The 21463-nt window shown below is 72.6% G+C and carries 21 protein-coding genes and 1 pseudogene; 9 read left to right on the top strand and 13 right to left on the bottom strand.

Annotated elements, in window-relative coordinates; all coding sequences use genetic code 11:
* Positions 1-10: 10 nt before the first annotated feature.
* The gene (locus ABT160_RS34455; RefSeq protein ID WP_351651900.1) at positions 11-934 is read right to left on the bottom strand and encodes a hypothetical protein; all 924 of its coding nucleotides are present in this window, start codon (positions 932-934) and stop codon (positions 11-13) included.
* A 90-nt stretch (positions 935-1024) separates the two neighbouring features.
* Here ABT160_RS34455 and ABT160_RS34450 point away from each other — a divergent pair, with 90 nt between their 5' ends.
* Together ABT160_RS34450 and ABT160_RS34445 are read left to right on the top strand one after the other, a co-directional pair.
* Positions 1025-1219: a DUF3046 domain-containing protein gene (locus tag ABT160_RS34450; protein WP_351651899.1), complete on the top strand. Its 195-nt coding sequence runs from the start codon at positions 1025-1027 to the stop codon at positions 1217-1219.
* A 72-nt stretch (positions 1220-1291) separates the two neighbouring features.
* Positions 1292-2572, top strand: coding sequence for an AI-2E family transporter (locus ABT160_RS34445; RefSeq protein ID WP_351651898.1), 1281 nt, complete (start codon positions 1292-1294; stop codon positions 2570-2572).
* A gap of 35 nt (positions 2573-2607) precedes the next feature.
* On the opposite strand, the gene ABT160_RS34440 is transcribed toward ABT160_RS34445, so the two are convergent.
* The 3 genes from ABT160_RS34440 to ABT160_RS34430 form a co-directional block, all read right to left on the bottom strand.
* Positions 2608-3906, bottom strand: a complete 1299-nt coding sequence (locus ABT160_RS34440) for an MFS transporter (protein ID WP_351651897.1) — start codon at positions 3904-3906, stop codon at positions 2608-2610.
* The gene (locus ABT160_RS34435) at positions 3903-4511 is read right to left on the bottom strand and encodes an ArsR/SmtB family transcription factor (protein ID WP_351651896.1); all 609 of its coding nucleotides are present in this window, start codon (positions 4509-4511) and stop codon (positions 3903-3905) included. Before ABT160_RS34435 ends, ABT160_RS34440 begins: the two co-directional genes overlap by 4 nt.
* Before the next feature lie 170 nt (positions 4512-4681).
* Positions 4682-5695 carry a GlxA family transcriptional regulator gene (locus ABT160_RS34430; RefSeq protein ID WP_351651895.1) on the bottom strand — a complete coding sequence of 338 codons (1014 nt, stop codon included), beginning with the start codon at positions 5693-5695 and terminating at the stop codon, positions 4682-4684.
* A gap of 131 nt (positions 5696-5826) precedes the next feature.
* On the opposite strand from ABT160_RS34430, the gene ABT160_RS34425 reads away from it, so the two are divergent.
* The 3 genes from ABT160_RS34425 to recX all read left to right on the top strand — a co-directional run bounded on the left by ABT160_RS34425 (position 5827) and on the right by recX (position 8823).
* Complete coding sequence (locus ABT160_RS34425) at positions 5827-6765, top strand: NADP-dependent oxidoreductase (protein WP_351651918.1); 939 nt, start codon at positions 5827-5829, stop codon at positions 6763-6765.
* Between the two features lie 354 nt (positions 6766-7119).
* Complete coding sequence (gene recA / locus ABT160_RS34420) at positions 7120-8250, top strand: recombinase RecA (protein WP_351651894.1); 1131 nt, start codon at positions 7120-7122, stop codon at positions 8248-8250.
* Positions 8251-8256: 6 nt separating this feature from the next.
* The gene (gene recX, locus ABT160_RS34415; protein WP_351651893.1) at positions 8257-8823 is read left to right on the top strand and encodes a recombination regulator RecX; all 567 of its coding nucleotides are present in this window, start codon (positions 8257-8259) and stop codon (positions 8821-8823) included.
* A 189-nt stretch (positions 8824-9012) separates the two neighbouring features.
* Here recX and ABT160_RS34410 read toward each other — a convergent pair whose 3' ends face one another.
* From ABT160_RS34410 to ABT160_RS34375, 8 genes are all read right to left on the bottom strand, one after another.
* Positions 9013-9405, bottom strand: coding sequence for a rhodanese-like domain-containing protein (locus ABT160_RS34410; RefSeq protein ID WP_351651892.1), 393 nt, complete (start codon positions 9403-9405; stop codon positions 9013-9015).
* Complete coding sequence (locus tag ABT160_RS34405) at positions 9402-9938, bottom strand: cupin domain-containing protein (RefSeq protein ID WP_351651917.1); 537 nt, start codon at positions 9936-9938, stop codon at positions 9402-9404. The genes ABT160_RS34410 and ABT160_RS34405 overlap by 4 nt, the downstream gene beginning before the upstream one ends.
* A 184-nt stretch (positions 9939-10122) precedes the next feature.
* Complete coding sequence (locus ABT160_RS34400; protein ID WP_311605579.1) at positions 10123-10209, bottom strand: putative leader peptide; 87 nt, start codon at positions 10207-10209, stop codon at positions 10123-10125.
* A gap of 32 nt (positions 10210-10241) precedes the next feature.
* Positions 10242-11849 (bottom strand): FAD-dependent monooxygenase, encoded by a 1608-nt coding sequence (locus ABT160_RS34395; RefSeq protein ID WP_351651891.1) that lies wholly within the window; start codon positions 11847-11849, stop codon positions 10242-10244.
* A gap of 174 nt (positions 11850-12023) precedes the next feature.
* Positions 12024-12950, bottom strand: a complete 927-nt coding sequence (locus ABT160_RS34390; RefSeq protein WP_351651890.1) for an amino acid ABC transporter permease — start codon at positions 12948-12950, stop codon at positions 12024-12026.
* The gene (locus ABT160_RS34385) at positions 12947-13594 is read right to left on the bottom strand and encodes an amino acid ABC transporter permease (RefSeq protein WP_351651889.1); all 648 of its coding nucleotides are present in this window, start codon (positions 13592-13594) and stop codon (positions 12947-12949) included. Before ABT160_RS34385 ends, ABT160_RS34390 begins: the two co-directional genes overlap by 4 nt.
* A gap of 142 nt (positions 13595-13736) precedes the next feature.
* On the bottom strand, positions 13737-14657 hold the full coding sequence (locus ABT160_RS34380) for a glutamate ABC transporter substrate-binding protein (protein ID WP_351651888.1): 921 nt from the start codon (positions 14655-14657) through the stop codon (positions 13737-13739).
* Positions 14658-14691: 34 nt separating this feature from the next.
* Positions 14692-15477, bottom strand: coding sequence for an amino acid ABC transporter ATP-binding protein (locus ABT160_RS34375; RefSeq protein WP_351651887.1), 786 nt, complete (start codon positions 15475-15477; stop codon positions 14692-14694).
* Positions 15478-15740: 263 nt separating this feature from the next.
* On the opposite strand from ABT160_RS34375, the gene ABT160_RS34370 reads away from it, so the two are divergent.
* Together ABT160_RS34370 and ABT160_RS34365 are read left to right on the top strand one after the other, a co-directional pair.
* Positions 15741-16445: a response regulator transcription factor gene (locus ABT160_RS34370; RefSeq protein ID WP_351651886.1), complete on the top strand. Its 705-nt coding sequence runs from the start codon at positions 15741-15743 to the stop codon at positions 16443-16445.
* Positions 16446-16454: 9 nt separating this feature from the next.
* Entirely contained in the window at positions 16455-17849 is a 1395-nt protein-coding gene (locus ABT160_RS34365) for a sensor histidine kinase (protein WP_351651885.1), read from the top strand.
* A 19-nt stretch (positions 17850-17868) separates the two neighbouring features.
* Here ABT160_RS34365 and ABT160_RS34360 read toward each other — a convergent pair whose 3' ends face one another.
* On the bottom strand, positions 17869-18870 hold the full coding sequence (locus tag ABT160_RS34360) for a TAXI family TRAP transporter solute-binding subunit (RefSeq protein ID WP_351651884.1): 1002 nt from the start codon (positions 18868-18870) through the stop codon (positions 17869-17871).
* 109 nt (positions 18871-18979) lie between these two features.
* Between ABT160_RS34360 and miaB the strand changes: the two genes are divergently transcribed.
* Together miaB and ABT160_RS34350 are read left to right on the top strand one after the other, a co-directional pair.
* Positions 18980-20470 carry a tRNA (N6-isopentenyl adenosine(37)-C2)-methylthiotransferase MiaB gene (miaB, locus tag ABT160_RS34355; RefSeq protein WP_351651883.1) on the top strand — a complete coding sequence of 497 codons (1491 nt, stop codon included), beginning with the start codon at positions 18980-18982 and terminating at the stop codon, positions 20468-20470.
* A gap of 212 nt (positions 20471-20682) precedes the next feature.
* Positions 20683-21366 (top strand): annotated as a pseudogene (locus ABT160_RS34350) (class III extradiol dioxygenase subunit B-like domain-containing protein); the annotation flags it as partial.
* Positions 21367-21463 lie beyond the last annotated feature (97 nt).

The following is a 21463-nucleotide window of genomic DNA, read 5'->3' as shown; positions in this document are numbered from 1 at the left end:
GCCCGCGCGCTCACCCGACGGCGCGGCCGTGGGCCCGCAGGGTGCGCAGGGCCTCGATCGTGACGACCGGGCGCGACTCCAGGGCGGTACCCGGCGCCCACGCGCGCCAGTTGATCGGCCAGCCGCCGTCCTCCTGCTGCGCGGCGGCCAGGTGGTCCAGGGCGCTTTCCATCTCCTCCTCCGTGAACCACCGCCGGGCCAGCGAGTCGGGCACGCGCGCGTAGTCGTACGCGAAGTGGTGCTCGGTCGGCGCGTAGCCGTCCGCCACGGGGTACTGGTCCAGGCGGTCCGGCTCCAGCGCCACCAGCCGTTGGTCGCGCACCATCCGGCCCAGCCGGTCCGCCGCCGCCTCCGCGCGCGGGCGGTCGGGCACGCCGTCGAGGAAGGCGACCGCCGCCTCGATCTCGTACGGGTGCGACGCGTCCAGCGCGTCGATGGCGGCCCAGCAGAAGTCGGTGGCCCGGAACAGCCATGCGTGCCACACCTGGTTGCGGTGGAGCAGGCCCACCACCGGGCCGGTCGCCAGCAACTCCCCGGGCGGGTCGTCGGACAGTGGCATGAACGGCGCGTACGGATAGCCGCGCAGCGAGGGGTGCAGGGCGGGCAGCGCGCCCTCGCGGGTGGAGACCCCGGTCAGGTAGCGGCAGGCGCGCTCCACGCGCGGTCCGCCGCAGCGGCCGATGGAGTCCAGCACGCGCAGCGCCTGTGCGGTGTGCAGCGGCTGGCTGACCGGGCCGCGCATATCGGGTTCCAGGGCGTGGCCGTAGCCGCCGTCCGCGTTGAGGTAGGAGGCGAGCGCCGTCTCGACGGCCTCGGCGTCGCCGCCCAGGAAGTGGTAGGCGAACCGGTGCTGTTCCAGCACGCGGGCCGTCAGCCAGACGAAGTGCTCGGCGCGCGCGAGGGGCGTTCCGGACGACAGGGGTTTTCCAGCCATGTTCCGACGGTAGGGCGGAAAGGGCTTGCGGCAATGGTTCCGGGCCGGGCTGCACTCTCAGGAGCGTTCTACGGGCGGGATACTGGACACATGCGGTTGACGATTTTCTGGGAGCGCATGGCGGACCACTTCGGTGCGTCCTATGCCGAGTCCTTCGCGCGGGACCACGTGATGTCGGAGCTGGGCGGCCGGACGGTGCACGAGGCACTGGACGCCGGCTGGGAGACGAAGGACGTGTGGCGGGCGGTGTGCGCGGCCGTGGACGTGCCGTCCGACAAGCGCTGAGGACGATCTCCGACAAGAGGTGACATGCGGGGGTGGGGCCCGTTGTCCTACGGGTACGCCAGACTTGATCCCGTGGCAGCCACCGAGAACGAACCAGCGACCCAGACCGCGGCGACGGACGGGGGCGCGGCCGCGCGGACAACCGGCGCACCGTCCGGCGGCGCGGGGGGCGGGACCGGCGACGCGCCGCCCTCGCCCGGCCCCGCGCGGATGCCCCGCTGGCTGCCCCGCGCGATGGTGCTCGCCCTCGCGCTGTACGCGGTCTTCCAGCTGGGCTCGTGGGCGTTCCTCCAGCTCATGGGCCTGCTGATCAACATCCTGATCGCGTTCTTCATCGCGCTCGCCATCGAACCCGCCGTCGGGCGGATGGCCGCGCGCGGGATGCGGCGCGGACTCGCCACGTTCCTGGTGTTCTTCGGGCTGCTGGTGGTCGGCGTCGGCTTCACGGTGCTGCTGGGCTCGATGCTCGCGGGCCAGATCGCCGACATGGTCGACGACTTCCCCGACTACCTCGACAAGGTCATCAACTGGATCAACCACACGTTCCACACGGAACTGTCGCGGGTGGAACTGCAGGACAACATCCTGCGCTCGGACTGGCTGCGCAAGTACGTGCAGAACAGTGCCACGGGGGTGCTCGACGTCTCCGCCACCGTCATGGGCGGACTGTTCCGGCTGCTGACGATCTTCCTGTTCGCGTTCTACTTCGCCGCCGACGGACCCCGGCTGCGCCGCGCCCTGTGCTCCGTACTGCCGCCCGCGCGCCAGGCCGAGGTACTGCGCGCCTGGGAGATCGCGGTCGACAAGACCGGCGGCTACCTCTACTCGCGCGGCCTGATGGCCCTGATCTCCGGCATCGCCCACTACATCCTGCTCGAAGCCCTCGGCGTGTCCTACGCGCCCGCGCTCGCCGTGTGGGTCGGCCTGGTCTCACAGTTCATCCCCACCATCGGCACCTATCTGGCGGGTGCCCTGCCGATGCTCATCGCCTTCACCGAGGACCCCTGGTACGCGGTGTGGGTGCTGGTCTTCGTCGTGGTGTACCAGCAGTTCGAGAACTACGTGCTCCAGCCCAAGCTGACCGCCAAGACCGTCGACATCCACCCCGCGGTGGCCTTCGGCTCGGTCATCGCGGGCACCGCCCTGCTCGGCGCGGTGGGCGCCCTGATCGCGATCCCCGCGGTGGCCACCCTCCAGGCGTTCCTCGGCGCCTACGTCAAGCGGTACGACGTGACGGAGGACCCGCGCGTGCACGGGCACCGCAGGCAGGGCGAGGCGGTCCTCGCGCGCGTGCAGCGCGCCCTGCGCCACCGGTCCGACGACACGCCGCCGCCGGACCGCGACGACGCCTGAGCGGCCCGCCGCGCGAGGAGGCGGCGCCCCGCCGGTCAGGCCGGGCGCGCGGGCTCCCGGCGGGCTCCCGGAGAGCCGCCCCCGGGCGTCGCGGACCCCAGGGCGGCCGGGGGCTCCGTCGGCAGGTCGCGGCAGCGTCCGATCGGGGACAAGGCCAGCACCAGGCCGGCCAGCGGCACCCCCGCCGTGGTGATCCACATCGCCGTACGGACGCCGAGCGCGTCCCCCAGCGCCCCGCCGAGCAGCGCCCCGAGCGGGATGGTCCCGTACGACACGAACGCCGCGCTCGCGGTCAGCCGGCCGAGCAGCTCCGGCGGGCAGTAGCGCTGGGTGAAGCCGGACTTGAGGACGTTGCCCGCCACCACCCCGGCCGTCACGCAGACGCTCCCGGCCACGAAGAGCAGCGCGGACGCCCCGCCGCCCGCCAGCGGCATCAGCAGCGCACCGGTCACCAGGCCCAGCTCGAAGACGAGCGTCGCGCGGGCCGTGCCGATCCGGCCGGCCACCCGCCGTACGACCAGTGCCCCCGCGACCCCTCCGGCCGCCCCGGCGGCGACCAGCGCACCCACCGTGCCGGGGGCCAGGCCCGCGCGGACCAGGAAGACCACCTGGATCGACTGGTACCCCATCAGGGCGAGGTTCGAGACGCCGCCGAACAGCGTGAACGCGCGCAGCCAGGGGTCGTGCGCGATCAGCCGCAGTCCTTCGCCGACCTCCCGGAGCAGTCCCGTGCGGTGCTCGGGGCGGGCCGGGCGCGGCTCGCGGTGGCGGACGCCCGCCAGGCACACCAGGGAGACCAGGAAGGTGGCCGCGTTGACGAGCATCCCGTTGACCGCCCCGGCGAGCTGGGCGATCAGGCCCCCGGAGCCGAGTCCGGCGATCTGCGCGGCCGACGCGCTGCCGTGCAGCTTGGCATTGCCCTCCGGCTGGTCGGCGGCGGAGAGCAGGGACGGCAGGTAGGCGGTGTAGGCGGTCTGGAAGAAGACGGCGGCCGTGCCCGCGAGGAGTGCGACGGCGAGCAGCAGACCCGTCGTCAGGTGGCCCGTCGCGGACGCCACGGGCACCGCGGCGAACAGCACGAGCGAGACGGCCGCCGCCACGAGCATCACGGGGCGGCGCCGCACCCGGTCCACCCAGGCGCCCGCGGGCAGCCCCACGGCCAGCCAGGGCAGCCAGGACGCGGCTGTCAGGACCCCGACCTGGAACGGGCCCGCCCCCAGCGTGGACACCGCCACCAGCGGCATGGCCACGCTCGTCACCGACGCCCCGAACTTCCCCGCCGTCTCCCCGCACCACAGCAGCCGGAAGTCGCGGTGGCGGCGCAGCAGGCTCACGCGTCGTCCCCGGTCGCGGTGGGGTCCCGGCGCGGGAACGACTGGAGCTGCACGACGACCGGCAGCGCGTCGGGGGCGGGCGCGTCGTCCGCCACGCGCGCGTACCGGGCCACGACGGCCGTCAGTTCCTCGTTGAGGGCCATGAGCTGGGCCGGTGTCAGGCGCAGGTCGCGCCAGTCGGCGATGGTGCCCGCCGCGCGCCAGGTGGCGTCCCAGTCCTCGCCCACGTACGTCATGACGCGGCTGAACAACTGCCGCACCAGCTCGCTCAGGTAGACCGACAGGGCGCCGTGTGCGTCGGGGTCGTCGCGGAAATCGGATATGCGCAGTTCATGGCGCTCGGCCGTGCGGCGCCACCAGCGCTCGCGCTTGGTGCCGCGGCCCGTCTCCTCCTCGATGAAGCCGTGCTCTGCCAGGTGGCGCAGGTGCCAGCTGACGGTGCCGGTGTTCTCGCCGAGCCGTGCGGAGAGCCGGGACGCGGTGGCAGGACCGTCCAGGCTGAGCAGTTCCAGGATGCGCATCCGCAGCGGGTGCGCGAGCCCGCGCAGGCTGCGGGCGTCCATGCGCCGGGTGGGCGCGGGGTGCGGGGCGGGTGCGTCGGACATGCCGGGGAGCGTAGGGGTGCAGAGGGTTCTCTGCATAGGGATTTTCCCGGAATCGGCGCCGTGTGCGCAGCGACCCGGCCGGTCAACTCGTGAACCGTGCGGACGAGTTGGCCAACCGTACCGGTGGGCACGCGGGCCGGACCCGGAGAGGGCAGGGGAGGGTCCGGGGACTACGCGCGCGCGAGCGCGCGGAAGGTGTGGCGGTACGCCGTCGGGGACACCCCGACCACCGACGCCAGGTGCTGCCGCATCGACACGGCGGTGCCGAACCCCGACTCGGCCGCCACCCGGTCCACCGACAGGTCCGTCGTCTCCAGCAGCCGCAGCGCGTGCTTGACCCGCTGCTGCACCAGCCACTGGCCCGGCGGCACCCCCACCTCGTCGCGGAAGCGGCGGCAGAAGGTGCGCACGCTCATGCGCGCGTGCGCGGCCAGTTCGGCGAGCGGCAGCGGCCGGTCGAGGCGCTCCAGCGCCCACGCGCGCGTGGCCGCCGTCGTGGTGTCCGTCGGCTCCGGCACCGGACGCTCGATGTACTGCGCCTGTCCGCCCTCGCGCCACGGCGGTACGACGCAGAGCCGGGCCACCCGGTTGGCGACCTCGCTGCCGTGGTCCCGCCGCAGCAGGTGCAGGCACAGGTCCACGCCGGCGGCGACGCCCGCGGCGGTCAGCACCCGGCCGTCGTCGATGAACAGCACGTTCGCGTCGACCTTCACCCGGGGGAAGGTCCGCTGGAAGTCGTCCGCCTCGTTCCAGTGCGTGGTCGCCGGGCGGCCGTCCAGCAGGCCCGCGGCCGCGAGGACGTACGACGCCGAGCAGATGGAGACGATCCTGGCGTCCGGCGGCAGCAGGGCGAGCGCGTCCGCCAGTTCGTCGGACAGCCACTCCTCCCGGCCGTCCGGGCCGCAGGTGAACGGCGGGACCACCAGGGTGCCGGCCGTGGCCACCGCCTCCCTGCCGTGCTCCAGGGAGATCGAGAAGTCCGAGCTCGTACGGACCGGACCGCTGTCGAGCCCGCAGGTCACCACCTCGTACAACGGCCGTCCCTCCCGGTCCTCGGCCGTGCCGAAGATCCGGAACGGGATGCTCATCTCGAAGGGGTAGACGCCGTCGAGGGCGAGCACGACGACGCGGTGCGGTGCGGCGGCGGGAGGCTCCGAGGGGGACGAGGGGGTGCTGTCCGGCATTGGCACGATCCTTTCCGGTCATGGCAATCCTGCCACTCGTCGCGTGGGATCCGGCGCGGGAGTCTTGGTCCCGCCGGGGGCCCGCCAGGGGAGCCGCCCGGAGAGCGAACGGGAGAACCCAGGACATGAAGATGCGCGCGGTCGGACAGGACGCCCTCGGCGGACCCGAGACCCTCCGGATCGTCGAGGTGGAGCGCCCCGAGCCGGGACCGGCCGAGGTGCTCGTCCGGGTCCGCGCCGCCGGGGTCAACCCGACCGACTCCTGGCACCGGGCCACCGGGGGCCTCGCGGGCGGCGACGCGCCCGTCCCGCTCGGCTGGGACGTGTCCGGCGTGGTCGAGGCGGTCGGCACCGGCGTCACGCTGTTCGCCCCGGGCGACGAGGTGTTCGGCATGCCGCGCCACCCGGTCCCCGCCGGTACGTACGCCGAGTACGTCACCTCCCCGGCCCGCCACCTGGCGCGCAAGCCCGAGGGGCTGTCCCACGTGGAGGCGGCCGCGCTGCCGCTGGCCGGACTGACCGCCCGGCAGGCGCTCGTGGACGTCGCGGACGTGCGGCCCGGGCAGCGGGTGCTGGTCCACGCGGCGGCCGGCGGCGTCGGGCACCTCGCCGTGCAGATCGCCAAGGCGTCCGGCGCGCACGTGATCGGCACCGCCCGCGCGGCCAACCACGCCTTCCTGCGCGAACTCGGCGCGGACGAGGTGGTCGACCACACGGCGACCGACTTCGAGGCGGTGGTACGGGACGTGGACGCGGTGGTCGACGCCGTCGGGGGCGCCTACGGCCCGCGCTCCCTGAAGACCCTGCGCCCCGGTGGCATCGTGGTGTCGCTGGCCTCCCCGGCGGAGGCCCGGCTCGCGCGGGAGGCCGCGCCGCTCGGGCTGCGGGCCGCCTTCATGGTCGTGGAGGCCGACCACGCCGGGATGCGGGCGCTCGCCGACCTCGCCGGGCGGGGGCTGCTGCGGCCGCGCGTCGCCGCGGTGTTCCCGCTGGAGCGGGTCGCCGAGGCGCACGAGCGGGGCGACGGCCGCCGGACGGCAGGGAAGATCGTGCTGACCGTGGGGGAGTGAGGGGCGCGGGGAATGGGGGCGGAGCCGCCGCGGGCCGCTTTCCCGGGACGCCGGGAACACTCGTTCGGGTGGTGCGGGACGCGCCGTCGCCCGGGCCGGGACCGGCCGGGGCTACCGTGACGGAGTCCGGTGTGGTGCGCTTGACACCAAAATCGAACATCCATTCTGATGGGACTTCCGGCTCGTGGAAGGAGCCTTGGAATCCCGGGGTTTCCGGGGGGTCGGCCACGAGCCGGCCACCGGGTCGGGAGCCGGGTTATCCACAGGTCGGAGGGACGTCGGGGCCCATTGTCAGTGGCAGGGGTTAGCGTCTTTGACGTGAAGCGATCGACTCAAGCAAATCGGGTGGAACCCATGGCAGGAACCGACCGCGAGAAGGCGCTCGACGCCGCGCTCGCACAAATTGAACGGCAATTCGGCAAGGGCGCGGTCATGCGCATGGGCGACCGGTCCCGGGAGCCCATCGAGGTCATCCCGACCGGCTCGACCGCGCTCGACGTCGCGCTCGGCGTCGGCGGCCTGCCGCGCGGCCGTGTGGTCGAGGTCTACGGCCCGGAGTCCTCCGGCAAGACGACCCTGACCCTGCACGCCGTGGCCAACGCGCAGAAGGCGGGCGGCCAGGTCGCCTTCGTCGACGCGGAGCACGCCCTCGACCCCGAGTACGCGAAGAAGCTCGGCGTCGACATCGACAACCTGATCCTGTCCCAGCCGGACAACGGCGAGCAGGCGCTGGAGATCGTGGACATGCTGGTCCGCTCCGGCGCGCTCGACCTGATCGTCATCGACTCCGTGGCGGCGCTCGTGCCGCGTGCGGAGATCGAGGGCGAGATGGGCGACTCGCACGTCGGCCTCCAGGCCCGTCTGATGAGCCAGGCCCTCCGCAAGATCACCAGTGCGCTCAACCAGTCCAAGACCACCGCGATCTTCATCAACCAGCTCCGCGAGAAGATCGGCGTGATGTTCGGCTCGCCGGAGACCACGACCGGTGGCCGCGCGCTCAAGTTCTACGCCTCGGTGCGCCTGGACATCCGCCGCATCGAGACCCTCAAGGACGGCACCGACGCGGTCGGCAACCGCACCCGCGTCAAGGTCGTCAAGAACAAGGTTGCGCCGCCCTTCAAGCAGGCCGAGTTCGACATCCTCTACGGCCAGGGCATCAGCCGCGAGGGCGGCCTGATCGACATGGGCGTGGAGCACGGCTTCGTCCGCAAGGCCGGTGCCTGGTACACGTACGAGGGCGACCAGCTCGGCCAGGGCAAGGAGAACGCCCGCAACTTCCTGAAGGACAACCCCGACCTCGCCAACGAGATCGAGAGGAAGATCAAGGAGAAGCTGGGCGTCGGCGTCCGTCCGGCGGAGCCGGAGGAGGCGGCCGCGGACGGTGCCGCCCCGGCGGCCGCGACCGACGGCGAGACGGCGACGTCCGTCCCGGCCCCGGCGGCCAAGGCCACCAAGGCGACCAAGGCCGCGGCGGCCAAGAGCTGATCCGCCGTGACCCGCCGCACCGAATGGCCGGGTGACAGCGCCGACTCGTCGAGGGCCGAGAAGGAGCTGTCACCCCAGGATCCGGCTGAGCGGGCGCGGGCGATCTGCCTGCGCCTGCTCACCGGGACCCCGCGTACGCGCAAGCAGCTCGCGGACGCGCTGCGCAAGCGCGAGATCCCGGACGACGTCGCCGAGGAGGTCCTGTCCCGCTTCGAGGACGTGGGCCTCATCGACGACGCGGCCTTCGCCGGGGCGTGGGTGGAGTCCCGGCACCACGGCCGGGGGCTGGCGCGGCGCGCCCTGGCCCGCGAACTGCGGACCAAGGGCGTGGAGTCCTCCTTGATCGACGACGCCGTCGGGCGGCTCGACTCCGAGCAGGAGGAGGAGACCGCGCGCGAGCTCGTGGCCCGCAAGCTCAGGGCCACCCGCGGTCTGGAGCGCGACCGCCGGCTGCGCCGCCTCGCGGGCATGCTCGCCCGCAAGGGCTATCCGGAGGGAATGGCCCTGCGGGTGGTGCGCCAGGCCCTGGAGCAAGAGGGCGACGAGCTGGAGGACTGGCCGGAGCCGGAGTAGCCGGACCGGCCGACGCGGAGGAGGGCGCCCACGGGGGTGGCGCCCACCACCGCGCCCCGGACCAGCTCCTCCGCCCACACCGACACCGACAGCCCCGTCAGCGCAGCTCCTCCGCCGACGGCTCTTCCGCCCGCGCCTCCTCCACCGACAGCTCCGTCACCCCGACTCCTCCGCCTACGCCCCCTCCGCCTACGCCCCCTCCACCGACAGGCCCTCCGCCTTCCAGGCCTGGAAGCCGCCGATCAGGTCCGTCGCGCGGTGCAGGCCCAGTTGCCGCAGGGAGGCGGCCGCGAGGGACGAGGCGTAGCCCTCGTTGCAGATCACCACCACCCGCAGGTCGTGGTCCACCGCCTCCGGAAGCCGGTGGCTGCCCTGGGGGTCGAGGCGCCACTCCAGCTCGTTGCGCTCCACCACCACGGCGCCCGGGATCAGCCCGTCCCGGTCCCGCAGCGCGGCGTAGCGGATGTCGACGAGCAGGGCGTCCCCGTTCTCGTACGCGGTGAGCGCCTCGCGCGGTCCGATGCGGTCCAGGTCCTCGCGGACGCGTTCCAGAAGCGTGTCGATCGACGTGTGCTCGCTCAATTCCAGTCCTCCGGACGCTCGACGTGTTCCAGGCGCAGCACCGACCCGTTGCGGCTGAAACGCCGCAGCAGGGGAAGCGGCGGGTAGTACGCGTGCACGGACACCGCGTGCTCGGTGGGCGACTCGTTGCGCACGTCGTGCACGTGGTAGCGGCCGAAGGCGCGCCCCTCGCCCGCGCCCAGCTCCCGTTCCCTGTCGATGTCGCCGTCCAGCTCCAGGGTCCGCCAGCCGCCCGAGGGGAGGCGCGCGGCCAGCGAGTCCTCGCGCAGCGAGCCGGCCGCGGTGGCGAAGGCGCCGACCGACTCGGCGTGGTCGTGCCAGCCGGTGCCCGTGCCGGGCGGCCAGCCGATCAGCCAGGCCTCGCTGCCGCCGGGCCCTTCCAGCCGTACCCAGGTGCGCCCCTCGGGGTCGAGCGGGAGCGAGGCGATCAGCGCGGTGTCGGTGGCGGTGCGGCGGACGAAGTCGAGCAGTTCCGCGCTCGTCGGGCCGGAGGCGCGGGCCGGGGAGCCGTCGGCGGGCGCGTGGTCCGGCACGGGGGCGGCGAGGGAGGAGGGTGCGGCGGAAGAAGGTGACACGGAGGACCGTCCTGGAGTTCGCGAAAGGTCGCGTGCCGCCACGGGGCCGCCGGAGGACGGGCCGCACGGGGAGCGGAGCCGTACGCGGGCCACGGGAGCAGGGCTCACCGGGGCGGGACGGCACGCGGAAGGAAGGGCGAATTCAGCAGGACGGGCGACACACGCAGCCCGCGTAGCGGACGAGGTCCATATGGACCCTCCGCCACAGGCGCACATCGGTGTCGGTCATGAATCGGAGTACACCACGGCGCCGCGCGGCGGTCAATTGACGTCCGCGGTGGGAGCGTTCTCCTTCCGCTCGTCCGTCGGGGCGGGTGCGCCCCCGCGCGCCGCGTCGGCCGCCTCGTGCAGTTCGTCGGGGAGCACCCCGTTGAACGCGGCGACCAGGTGCCCGTCGGGCCGTACCAGCAGCACGGTGTGCGCCGCCGCGTCCGGGTACGCCTCGGTCACCAGCAGCTCCGCGCGGACCGGCAGCGCTTCCACGGCCGCCGCGAGGCGCGGCATCACTCCGGCGGACATCCAGTGCCGCCGGTCCCAGACTCCGGTGCCGGGAGCGACCAGTACCACCAGGAGCCGCCCGCCGCCCAGCCGGTCCCTGAGCATGACCGTGGTCCCGTCGGGCGCGGTCACCCGTACGTCCTCGACCGGGGCGCCGGTGGCCGTACCGACCGTGGTGTGGCCCCGCGCCGGGGCCGGGGCGAGCGGTGAGTGCGGGTAGGCGGGCGGCGCGCCCAGCGGGCCGAGCCCCAGGTGCCCGTCGGTCAGCAGGGCGTCGTGGCCGCGCGTGCTGCCCGGCAGGTAGGCGCGCAGGCCCCCGCCGCCGCGCAGCGCGGGCAGCGACTGGTCGGCGGCGCGCAGCCGCGCGGCGACGGCGGAGCGCCGCTCGGTCTGGTAGCTGTCGAGCAGGGTCTCGGCGGGGCCGTGGTGCCAGGCGTGCGCCAGCTTCCAGGCCAGGTTGTCGGCGTCGCGCAGCCCCTCGTCGAGCCCCTGGGTGCCCAGGGCGCCCAGCAGGTGGGCGGCGTCGCCCGCCAGGAACGCCCGGCCGACCCGCCAGCGCCGGGCCAGCCGGTGGTGGAGGGTGTAGACGCCGGTGTCGAGCAGTTCGTACGGCGGGGTCTCGCCGCACCAGCCGCCGAGGGTCTCGCGCACCCGGGTCACCAGCGCGTCGGGCGTCACCAGGTCGCCGCGCGGCGGCAGCAGCCAGTCCAGCCGCCAGACGCCGTCGGGCAGCGGACGGGCGGTGACCTCCTCGGATCCCCGCCACGGAGGCTGACGGTGCAACAGGGCCTCGTCGGGCCAGGGGAGTTCGACGCGCAGGGCGGCGACGGCGTGCCGCTCCACGGCGGTGCGGCCGGGGAAGCGCACGCCGAGCAGTTTGCGTACGGTCGAGCGGGCGCCGTCGCAGCCGACCAGGTAACTGCCGCGCCACCACGTGGAGTCGGGCCCCCGGGTGTGCGCGGTGATGCCGGAGGCGTCCTGCTCGATCGAGTCCAGGCGACCGTGCGTGACGACCTGGATCAGCTCCTGGCCCGCGACGGCGTCGCGCAGCCCGCGGGTCAGGGCGTGCTGGGGGAGGTGCAGCGGGGGCGTGACGCCCTCGTCGCCGCCGAGCGGGAGGTGGCGCACTTCCTGCTTGCGCCGGCGGGAGCGCCAGCCGACCCAGCGGCATCCTTCGTCACGCACCGTGGCGCAGCCGAGCCGTTCCACCAGGCCTGCGGTGTCGGACCGGAGCACGACGGTGCGGGCGGGGCGCGGTTCGTCCTTGCCGGGGCCCTCGTCGAGGACGACCGAGGGGACCTTCTGGGCGGCGAGGGCGAGGGCGAGCGCGAGGCCGACGGGCCCCCCGCCCACGATGATCACCGGGTCCACGGGGTGGCTCCGGGCACCAGGACGGACAGGCGGACATCACGAAGTGGAGCGGCTGGAGCCGGGTGCGCGATCACAGAACGTATGCAACCTACTGCGGGTGCTTGCGTCAAGTGACGGGGGCAGTGGCGCGACCGCCACTGCCCCCCTGAGCCACTCGGATGATGTCACGACCCGTCAGTTCTGGCCGCTCGCACCGCCGTCGGGGACCTTGGCGATCAGTGCGCCGGAGTTGAGGGCCTCGCCGCTGCCGACCGCCTGCATCGTCGAGGGCTCGGCCGCCTTCGCGATGCCGACGCTGGTCTTGGAGCGGCGTCCGCGCTTCTCGATCCAGGTGGCCAGCGCGGACAGCGCCAGGCACAGGGCGACGTAGATGGTGCCGAAGACCACGATCGTGGAGACGTACGGGTACTGCCCGTTGACCAGCGTGTTGGAGGCGATGAGCCGGGCCGAGTACAGCAGCTCGGGGTACAGGATGATGTAGCCGAGCGAGGTGTCCTTCAGGGTGACCACGAGCTGGCTGATGATGGTCGGCAGCATCGCGCGGACCGCCTGCGGCATCAGGACGCTGATCATCACCTGCGTCTTGCTCATGCCGAGCGCGTACGCCGCCTCGCGCTGGCCGCGCGGTACGGAGTTGACGCCGGCGCGCAGCACCTCGGCCTGGACGCAGCCGTTGTAGACCGACAGGCCGATCGCCAGTGCCCACATGGAGGCGTCGGGCAGGAAGCCGATCCAGATCGCGAAGATCGTGATCAGCAGCGGGATCGAGCGGAAGATCTCGATGAAGGCGGTGGCCACCCAGCGCACGACCCGGTGCTCGGAGAGCCGGCCGACGGCCAGCAGCACACCGATGACCAGCGAGCCGACGGCCGCGAGGGCGAAGACCTTGAGGGTGGCGACGAGAGCGTCCGCGACGTTCTGCCGGATGCCCGAGTAGTTGAAGATGTCCCACATCTCGGGGGCGAGGTGGCCCTTGTCGGCGAGGCGCTTGACGCTGATCGCGATCAGGGCGGCGATCGCGAGGGTGCCGACGACCGCGTAGATCCGGTTGCGCAGACGGGCCTTGGGGCCGGGGGCGTCGTAGAGAACGCTGGCACTCATCGGGCGACCTCCAGTCGGCGCTCAAGGAGACGGAAGACGGCGCTGTAGGCGAAGGTGATGATCAGATAGCCGACGGCGACCCAGAAGAAGACGGGCAGGATCGCGTAACCCTGCTCGCTGACCGCCTTCTGCCAGCCGAACAGCTCGGTGACGCTGAAGGCGCCGGCGATCGCGGTGTTCTTGGTGAGCGCGATCAGGATGCTGCTCAGCGGGGGCAGTACGGTCCTGGTGGCCTGCGGCAGCACGATCAGCCGCAGCGTCTGGGAGAAGGTCATGCCCAGCGAGCGGGCGGCCTCGGCCTGGCCCAGCGGCACGGTGTTGATGCCGGAGCGCACGGCCTCGCAGACGAAGGCCGAGGTGTAGAAGCCCACGGCGAGCGAGCCGAGCACGAAGGAGCTCATGCCGGGGAAGAGGATCTCGGGGATGACGAAGGCCGACACCAGGAACAGCAGGGTCAGCGGGGTGTTGCGCAGCAGGGTCACCCAGGCCGTGCCGAAGTAGCGCAGCGGCGGGACGGGCGACACCCGGAATCCGGCGATGACGATTCCGAGGACCAGGGCGATCGCCGTACTGACGAGCGTGATCGACAGGGTTCCTATGAAGCCGTCGCGGAAGTCGTGGAAGTTGTCGAACAGTACGTTCATGAGGTCTCCGCGTCGGCGGTCAGCGGCTGGCGGGGCTGCGTACGGACAAGGGACTGCGTACGGACAAGGGGAGCCGCGCCCCGTACGGTCGTACGGGGCGCGTCGGATGACGGAACGTCAGTCGTGCGCGACCGGCGGAGCGTCAGTAGCGGACGATGGCCGGGGGCTCGGTGTACGTCGAGCCGGACAGGCCGAGGGTGGCGTCGTAGATCTTCTTGTACGTGCCGTCCTTCTCGTGCTTCTCCAGCGCGTCGTTGATGAAGTCGCGCAGGGCCTTGTCGTCCTTGTTCATGCCGATGCCGTAGGGCTCCTCGGTGAACGGCTTGCCGACCACCTTCAGCTTGCCCGAGTTGGCGGCGGCGTAGCCCTTGAGGATCGCGTCGTCGGTGGTGACGGCGTCGACCTGCGAGGTCAGCAGCTGCTGGACGCAGTCCGAGTACTTGGCGAGCTCGGTGGTCTGCGCGCCGTACTGCGGCTTCTTGATCTCCGCGAGCGGGGTGGAGCCCTTGATCGAGCAGACCTTCTTGCCCTTGACCGACTCCGGGCCGGTGATGCCGCTCTCGTCCTTGCGGACCAGGAGGTCGGCGCCCGCCTTGTAGTACGGACCGGCGAAGCCGACCTGCAGCTTGCGCTTGTCGTTGATCGTGTACGTACCGACGTAGTAGTCGACCTGGCCGGTGGAGATCGCGGACTCGCGGGAGGCGGAGTCGACCGTCTTCCACTCGATCTGGTCCTTGGAGAAGCCCAGGTCGGCGGCGATCATCCGGGCGATCTCGATGTCGAAGCCCGAGCGCTCCTTGGTCGACTGGTCCTCGAAGCCCAGGAACGGCTGGTCGGCCTTGGAGCCGATGACCAGCTTGCCGCGCTCCTTGGCCTTCTTGAAGGTGGCGGAGGCGTCGAGCTTCACGTCCTTGGCGACCGCGTACTCGGGAGCCTTGGGGGCGTTGGAGCCGGCCGGGTTGCTCGGCTTGTCACCGGCGGAGCCCTCCTTGCCGCCGCAGGCGGTGGCGGTCAGCGCGAGCACGGCGAGAGCCGCGACGGCGGCGGACTTGCGGAGCTTCATGGTGAACATCCCTTGTGTCGTGGGTCGTTGGTCGTCAGTGGTGAAGGATCTTCGACAGGAAGTCCTTGGCCCGGTCGCTGCGCGGGTTGCTGAAGAACTGATCGGGCGTGGCCTCTTCGACGATCTTCCCGTCGGCCATGAAGACGACACGGTTGGCCGCCGAGCGGGCGAAGCCCATCTCGTGCGTGACGACGACCATCGTCATGCCGTCCCTGGCCAGCTGCTGCATGACGTCCAGGACCTCGTTGATCATCTCCGGGTCGAGCGCCGAGGTGGGCTCGTCGAAGAGCATGACCTTGGGGTTCATCGCCAACGCCCTCGCGATCGCGACGCGTTGCTGCTGGCCGCCGGAGAGCTGGGCGGGGTACTTGTCGGCCTGGGTGCCCACGCCGACGCGGTCGAGGAGGGCGCGAGCCTTCTCCTCCGCCGCCTTCTTGTCCGTCCTGCGGACCTTGACCTGGCCCAGCATCACGTTCTCGAGGACGGTCTTGTGGGCGAAGAGGTTGAACGACTGGAACACCATGCCGACGTCGGCGCGCAGCCGGGCCAGCTCCTTGCCCTCCTGGGGGAGCGGCCTGCCGTCGATGGCGATCGCGCCGGAGTCGATGGTCTCCAGCCGGTTGATCGTGCGGCACAGCGTGGACTTGCCGGACCCGGAGGGTCCGATGACGACGACGACCTCGCCCCGGCCGATCGTCAGATCGATGTCCTGGAGCACGTGCAGTGCGCCGAAGTGCTTGTTGACGTTGCTCAGCACCACCAGGTCGTCCGCGGCCGGTACGGCGCCCTCCGCGTCCTTGGTCACTGACACTCCGCTCATCGGCAACTTGCTCCGTCCTCCTCGGTTGGGAGGACCCTAATCACGCAGTGCGACGAGCGTCATTACATCTGAGCGGAAATTGAGCATAACGATCCGGCTGCAACCGGACACTATGCGTGAACAGGGCGGGGCGCGGAGTACCGGGTGCATAACAGAAACCCCCACGTAACGGGAAGGCGCTTGACTACCGTGGGGGACATCGGCGTTCATGCCCTGGTAACGCAGTACGACCAGGGCGCCACGACCAGGGAGAGGAGGGGCCGGTGAGACTGCTGCTCGTCGAGGACGACGACCACGTCGCCGCGGCCCTGTCCGCGATCCTGGCCAAGCACGGGTTCGACGTCACGCACGCCCGCAGCGGCGAGGAGGCCCTCCAGGCCGTGCTGCCCGCGGCCAACGAGGGCAAGGCGCCGTTCGGCGTCGTCCTGCTCGACCTCGGCCTGCCCGACCAGGACGGCTACCAGGTCTGCGGGAAGCTGCGCAAGCTCACCAGCACGCCGGTGATCATGGTGACCGCGCGCGCCGACGTGCGCTCGCGCATCCACGGCCTCAACCTGGGCGCCGACGACTACGTCGTCAAGCCGTACGACACCGGGGAGTTGCTGGCCCGCATCCACGCGGTCAGCCGGCGCCACGGCCACGGCGACGACCCCGCCACCGGCGCCGACGACGACGCGCTGCGCCTCGGGCCGGTCCTCATCGAGCTGCCCAACCGCCGGGTGAGCGTGGACGGCGACGCCGTGGCGCTGACCCGCAAGGAGTTCGACCTGCTCGCGCTGCTCGCCCAGCGGCCCGGCGTGGTCTTCCGCCGCGAGCAGATCATCAGCGAGGTGTGGCGCACCAGTTGGGAGGGGACCGGGCGCACCCTGGAGGTGCACGTCGCGTCCCTGCGCTCCAAGCTGCGCATGCCCGCCCTGATCGAGACGGTCCGCGGGGTCGGTTACCGCCTGGTCGCCCCCGCCGCGTAACACTCTTCCGTGCGCACTCGTCTCCTTCCCCTGCTCATCGTCCTCATGGCGGGCGTCCTGCTGGCGCTCGGCTTCCCGCTCGCCATCAGCCTGGCCGCGTCCCAGCAGCAGGCCGTCGTCATCGACCGCATCGACGACATGGCGCGCTTCTCGGCGCTCGCCCAGTTCGTCACCGAGAGCGACCCGGGCGGCGACGAACGCCAGGAGACCCTCGCCGAGGAGCTGGGCCGCTACCACGACACGTACGACATCAACGCGGGCGTCTTCCTGCGCAACGACGCGGCCATGGCCCGCGCCCCGCAGGACTGGGACATCCCCGAGGAGGGCGAGGGACGGCGCGCCTACCAGGAGGCACTGTCCGCGCGCCGCAGCCACGACCCTCCGCAGGTGTGGCCGTGGGACGCCGACGCCCGCCTGGTGGTCGCCTCGCCGGTGGTGCGCGACGGGGACGTCGTCGCCGTGGTGCTCACCGACTCGCCCACCGGACAGCTGCGCGGGCGCATCCTGCAGGGCTGGCTGCTGATCGCGGCGGGCGAGGCCGCCGCCATGCTGCTCGCCGTCGGCGCCGCCTTCCGGCTCACCGGCTGGGTGCTGCGCCCGGTACGGGTCCTGGACACCGCCACCCACGACATCGCGACCGGGCGCCTGAACTCGCGGGTGGCGCCCGCCGGAGGGCCGCCCGAACTGCGGCGCCTTGCCGAGTCGTTCAACGAGATGGCCGACAACGTCGAGGCCGTGCTCGAACAGCAGCGGGCCTTCGTGGCCGACGCCTCCCACCAGCTGCGCAACCCGTTGGCCGCGCTGCTGCTGCGCATCGAGCTGCTGGCGCTGGAACTGCCCGAGGGCAACGAGGAGATCGCGTCCGTACGCACCGAGGGCAAGCGGCTCGCCCAGGTGCTCGACGACCTCCTCGACCTGGCGCTGGCCGAGCACGCGGCGGCCGACCTGCAGCTGACCGACATCGGGGCGCTGGCCGCCGAGCGGGTCGCCTCCTGGCGCCCGGTCGCCGACGACAAGGGCGTACGGCTGGTGGACGCCACCTCGCCCGTCACGGCGTGGGCTGACCCGGTGGCCCTCTCCAGCGCGCTGGACGCGGTGATCGACAACGCGCTGAAGTTCACGCCCGAGGGCGAGGAGGTCACCGTGCGGGTCGCCTCCAACGGCACCACCTCCACGGTGGTCGTCACCGACTGCGGGCCGGGCCTGACCGAGGAGGAGCTGACCCGGGTGGGCGACCGCTTCTGGCGCAGCAACCGCCACCAGAACGTCAAGGGCTCCGGCCTCGGCCTGTCGATCACGCGCGCGCTGCTGGCGGCGGGCGGCGGCTCCATCTCCTACGACCGCCACGAGCCGCGCGGCCTGCGGGTCACGGTGACCCTGCCGCGTACGGCCCCGACGCCCTGAAGCCGTCCGGCGACGGGCCCTACGGCTTGACCGACCGGTAATAGCGGCGCGCGCCCTCGTGCAGGGGGAGCGGGTCCGTGTAGATCGCCGTGCGCAGGTCCACCAGCTGGGCCGGGTGCACCCGGTGGCCCACCGCGTCCCGGCTGTCGATCACCGTGCGCGTGAAGCCCTCGGTGAGGTCGGGGTCGGCGCGGTCCGTGGTCACCAGCAGGTTGGCCACCGCGACCGTCTTCACCGGCAGCCGGTCCTGCGCCAGCTCGTAGGCGTCCGCGGGCACCACCGCCGAGCGGTAGTAGCGGGTGGCCTCCTCGCCCTCCTGGTGCAGCCGGTCCACCAGCTCGTCCTCCAGCGGCACCAGGCGTATCGGGAACCGCTCGGACAGCCGTTGCACCGCGTTGGTGGGCAGGCCGCCGGACCAGAAGAAGGCGTCCAGCTCGCCGCGCTGCAGCAGGCCCGGCATGGTGTCGATCCCGGCCGACACGGGTTTCACGTCGTCCTGCGGGTCGAGCCCGGCGGCCGACAGCACCCGCTCGGCTATCAGGCGCACGCCCGAGCCCTGCTGGCCCACGCCCACCCGCATCCCGCGCAGGTCGCTCGCGGAGCGCACCCGGGAGCCCTTGGGGACCACCAGCTGTACGTAGTCGTCGTAGAGCCGGGCGCAGCCGCGCAGCCGGTCCGCGCCGGGCTTGCCGTCCCGCCGGTACTTGGCGACGGCGTCGGCGGTCGCCACGGTGAAGTCCGCCTCCCCCGAGACCACGCGGTCCAGGTTCTGCTGCGACCCCTCGCTGTTGCGCAGGGTGATGGAGACGTCCGGGAGGTCCCGGGCGAGGGCCTTCTCCAGCATCTCCCCGTACAGCTGGTAGACGCCCGAGGGCACCCCCGTACTGAACGTGATCCTGCCCCGGGGCGAGGACTCCCCGGCCGACAGCAGCCACCACACGAGCAGCGCGAACGCCACCAGGGCCGCGGCGGCCCCCTGGAAGGCGCGGCGTCGGCTGAGGCGCGGCGGGAGCAGGAGCATGCCGAGATCCTGCCAGCTCACTCCCTGTAATGGCCAGGCCCTGGCTGCCACCCGCCAGCCTCCCGGCGGCGACACGCCACTGGGACGACCCCGTACCCTGGGGGACGCGATGACTGCGAAAACTTACGAGGTGCGCACCTACGGGTGCCAGATGAACGTCCACGACTCCGAGCGCCTGTCGGGCCTGCTGGAGGATGCCGGCTACGTGCGCGCGCCCGAGGGCGCGGCTGAGGGCGAGGCCGACGTCATCGTCTTCAACACCTGCGCGGTGCGCGAGAACGCCGACAACCGCCTGTACGGCAACCTCGGCCGGCTCGCCCCGATGAAGGCCGAGCGTCCGGGCCTGCAGATCGCCGTCGGCGGCTGTCTGGCCCAGAAGGACCGCGACACCATCGTCAAGAAGGCCCCGTGGGTCGACGTCGTCTTCGGCACGCACAACATCGGCAAGCTCCCGGTCCTCCTGGAGCGCGCCCGCGTGCAGGAGGAGGCCCAGGTCGAGATCGCGGAGTCGCTGGAGGCGTTCCCCTCCACGCTGCCGACCCGGCGCGAGTCCGCCTACGCGGCCTGGGTGTCGATCTCCGTGGGCTGCAACAACACCTGCACGTTCTGCATCGTCCCGGCGCTGCGCGGCAAGGAGAAGGACCGCCGCCCCGGCGACATCCTCGCCGAGATCGAGGCCCTGGTGGACGAGGGCGTCTCGGAGATCACGCTGCTCGGCCAGAACGTCAACGCGTACGGCTCCGACATCGGTGACCGCGAGGCGTTCTCCAAGCTCCTGCGCGCCTGCGGCCGCATCGAGGGCCTGGAGCGGGTCCGCTTCACCTCGCCGCACCCGCGCGACTTCACCGACGACGTGATCGCCGCCATGGCCGAGACGCCGAACGTGATGCCGCAGCTGCACATGCCGCTGCAGTCCGGCTCGGACACCGTCCTGAAGGCGATGCGCCGCTCGTACCGCCAGGAGCGCTTCCTCGGGATCATCGAGAAGGTCCGCGCGGCCATCCCGCACGCGGCCATCTCCACCGACATCATCGTGGGCTTCCCCGGCGAGACCGAGGAGGACTTCGAGCAGACCATGCACGCGGTCCGCGAGGCCCGCTTCGCCAATGCCTTCACCTTCCAGTACTCCAAGCGCCCGGGCACCCCGGCCGCCGAGATGGACGGGCAGATCCCCAAGGAGGTCGTCCAGGAGCGCTACATGCGCCTGGTCGCCCTCCAGGAGGAGATCTCCTGGGAGGAGAACAAGAAGCAGGTCGGCCGCACCCTCGACGTGATGGTCGCCGAGGGCGAGGGCCGCAAGGACGGTGCCACGCACCGCCTCTCCGGCCGCGCCCCCGACAACCGCCTGGTCCACTTCACCAAGCCCGACGAGGAGGTGCGCCCGGGCGACGTGGTGACCGTCGAGATCACCTACGCGGCCCCGCACCACCTGCTCGCGGAGGGCGCCACGCTGGGCGTGCGCCGCACGCGCGCGGGCGACGCCTGGGAGAAGCGCACCACCGGGGCGCTGGCCAAGCCCGCGGGCGTGCTGCTGGGCCTGCCCAAGATCGGCGTTCCCGAGCCGCTCCCGGCCGCCACCGGCGGCTGCGCGGTGAACTGACGCGCACCGGCCGGCCGGAGTGCCGGTCGCAGTCCTCCGTGTGAGCCCCGTCCGGGATCCGGGCGGGGCTCACGCGCGCGTGGGCGGATCGTCGCGTACGGGCTCGCCGCGCCGGTTCCTCCGCGCGTGGGTGAGTCCGGGCCGCTCCTGAGGGCGTGGGCGGGTCCGGGCCGGTCATCCGCGCGCGTGGGCGGCGAAGTAGGCTCCTGATCATGCTTGTCGCCGCCGCCGCAGCCCCCTGCCCGCCACTGATCGTCCCCGAGGTCGCGTCCGGGGCCGCCCCCGAGCTCGACGCCCTGCGGGACGCCTGCGACGCGGCCGTGCGGACCGTGCTGGCCGCCGGTCCCGACCTGGTCGCCGTGGTCGGTGCGGGGCCCGGCGACGCGGTGCACGAGCCGGGCGCGGCGGGATCCTTCCGGCCGTACGGAGTGCCCGTGGACGTGACGCTCGGCGGCGGCCCCGCGGACGCCTCCCTGGCGCCGCTGCCGCCCTCGCTGACCGTGGGCGCCTGGCTGCTGGCTCGCGCGGGCTGGCAGGGGCCGGTACGCGGCCTGGAGGTGCGCGAGGACGGCGACGCCGCGCGCAACGGCGAGCTCGGCGCGCGGGTGGCCGACTGGGCCGGGCGCGTGGGGCTGCTGGTCCTGGGCGACGGCAGCGCGCGGCGCACCCTGAAGGCCCCGGGCTACCTGGACGAGCGCGCCGAGGGGCTGGACGCCCGGATCGGTGCGGCGCTGCGCGAGGGCGGCGCGGACGGCTTCCTGGCGGAGCTCGACGCGGACCTGGCGCGGGACCTGATGGTCTCCGGGCGCTCGCCCTGGCAGGTGATGGCGGGCGCCGCGCATGGGCCGATGAAGGGCGCCGTGCTGTACGAGGACGCCCCGTACGGAGTGGGCTACTACGACACACGGCGTGCGGCGATGTCCAGTGGGCGGCGGTCTGCGGTGGGACGAGGGCGTAGTACCAATGGTCATAGGTTCGGATCACCGGGCCGAG

It is taken from the genome of Streptomyces sp. NPDC001941 (assembly GCF_040296945.1).
Taxonomy (GTDB): domain Bacteria; phylum Actinomycetota; class Actinomycetes; order Streptomycetales; family Streptomycetaceae; genus Streptomyces.
Note: the sequence above shows the minus strand (reverse complement) of the source record. Positions and strands in the feature narration are given on the sequence as shown.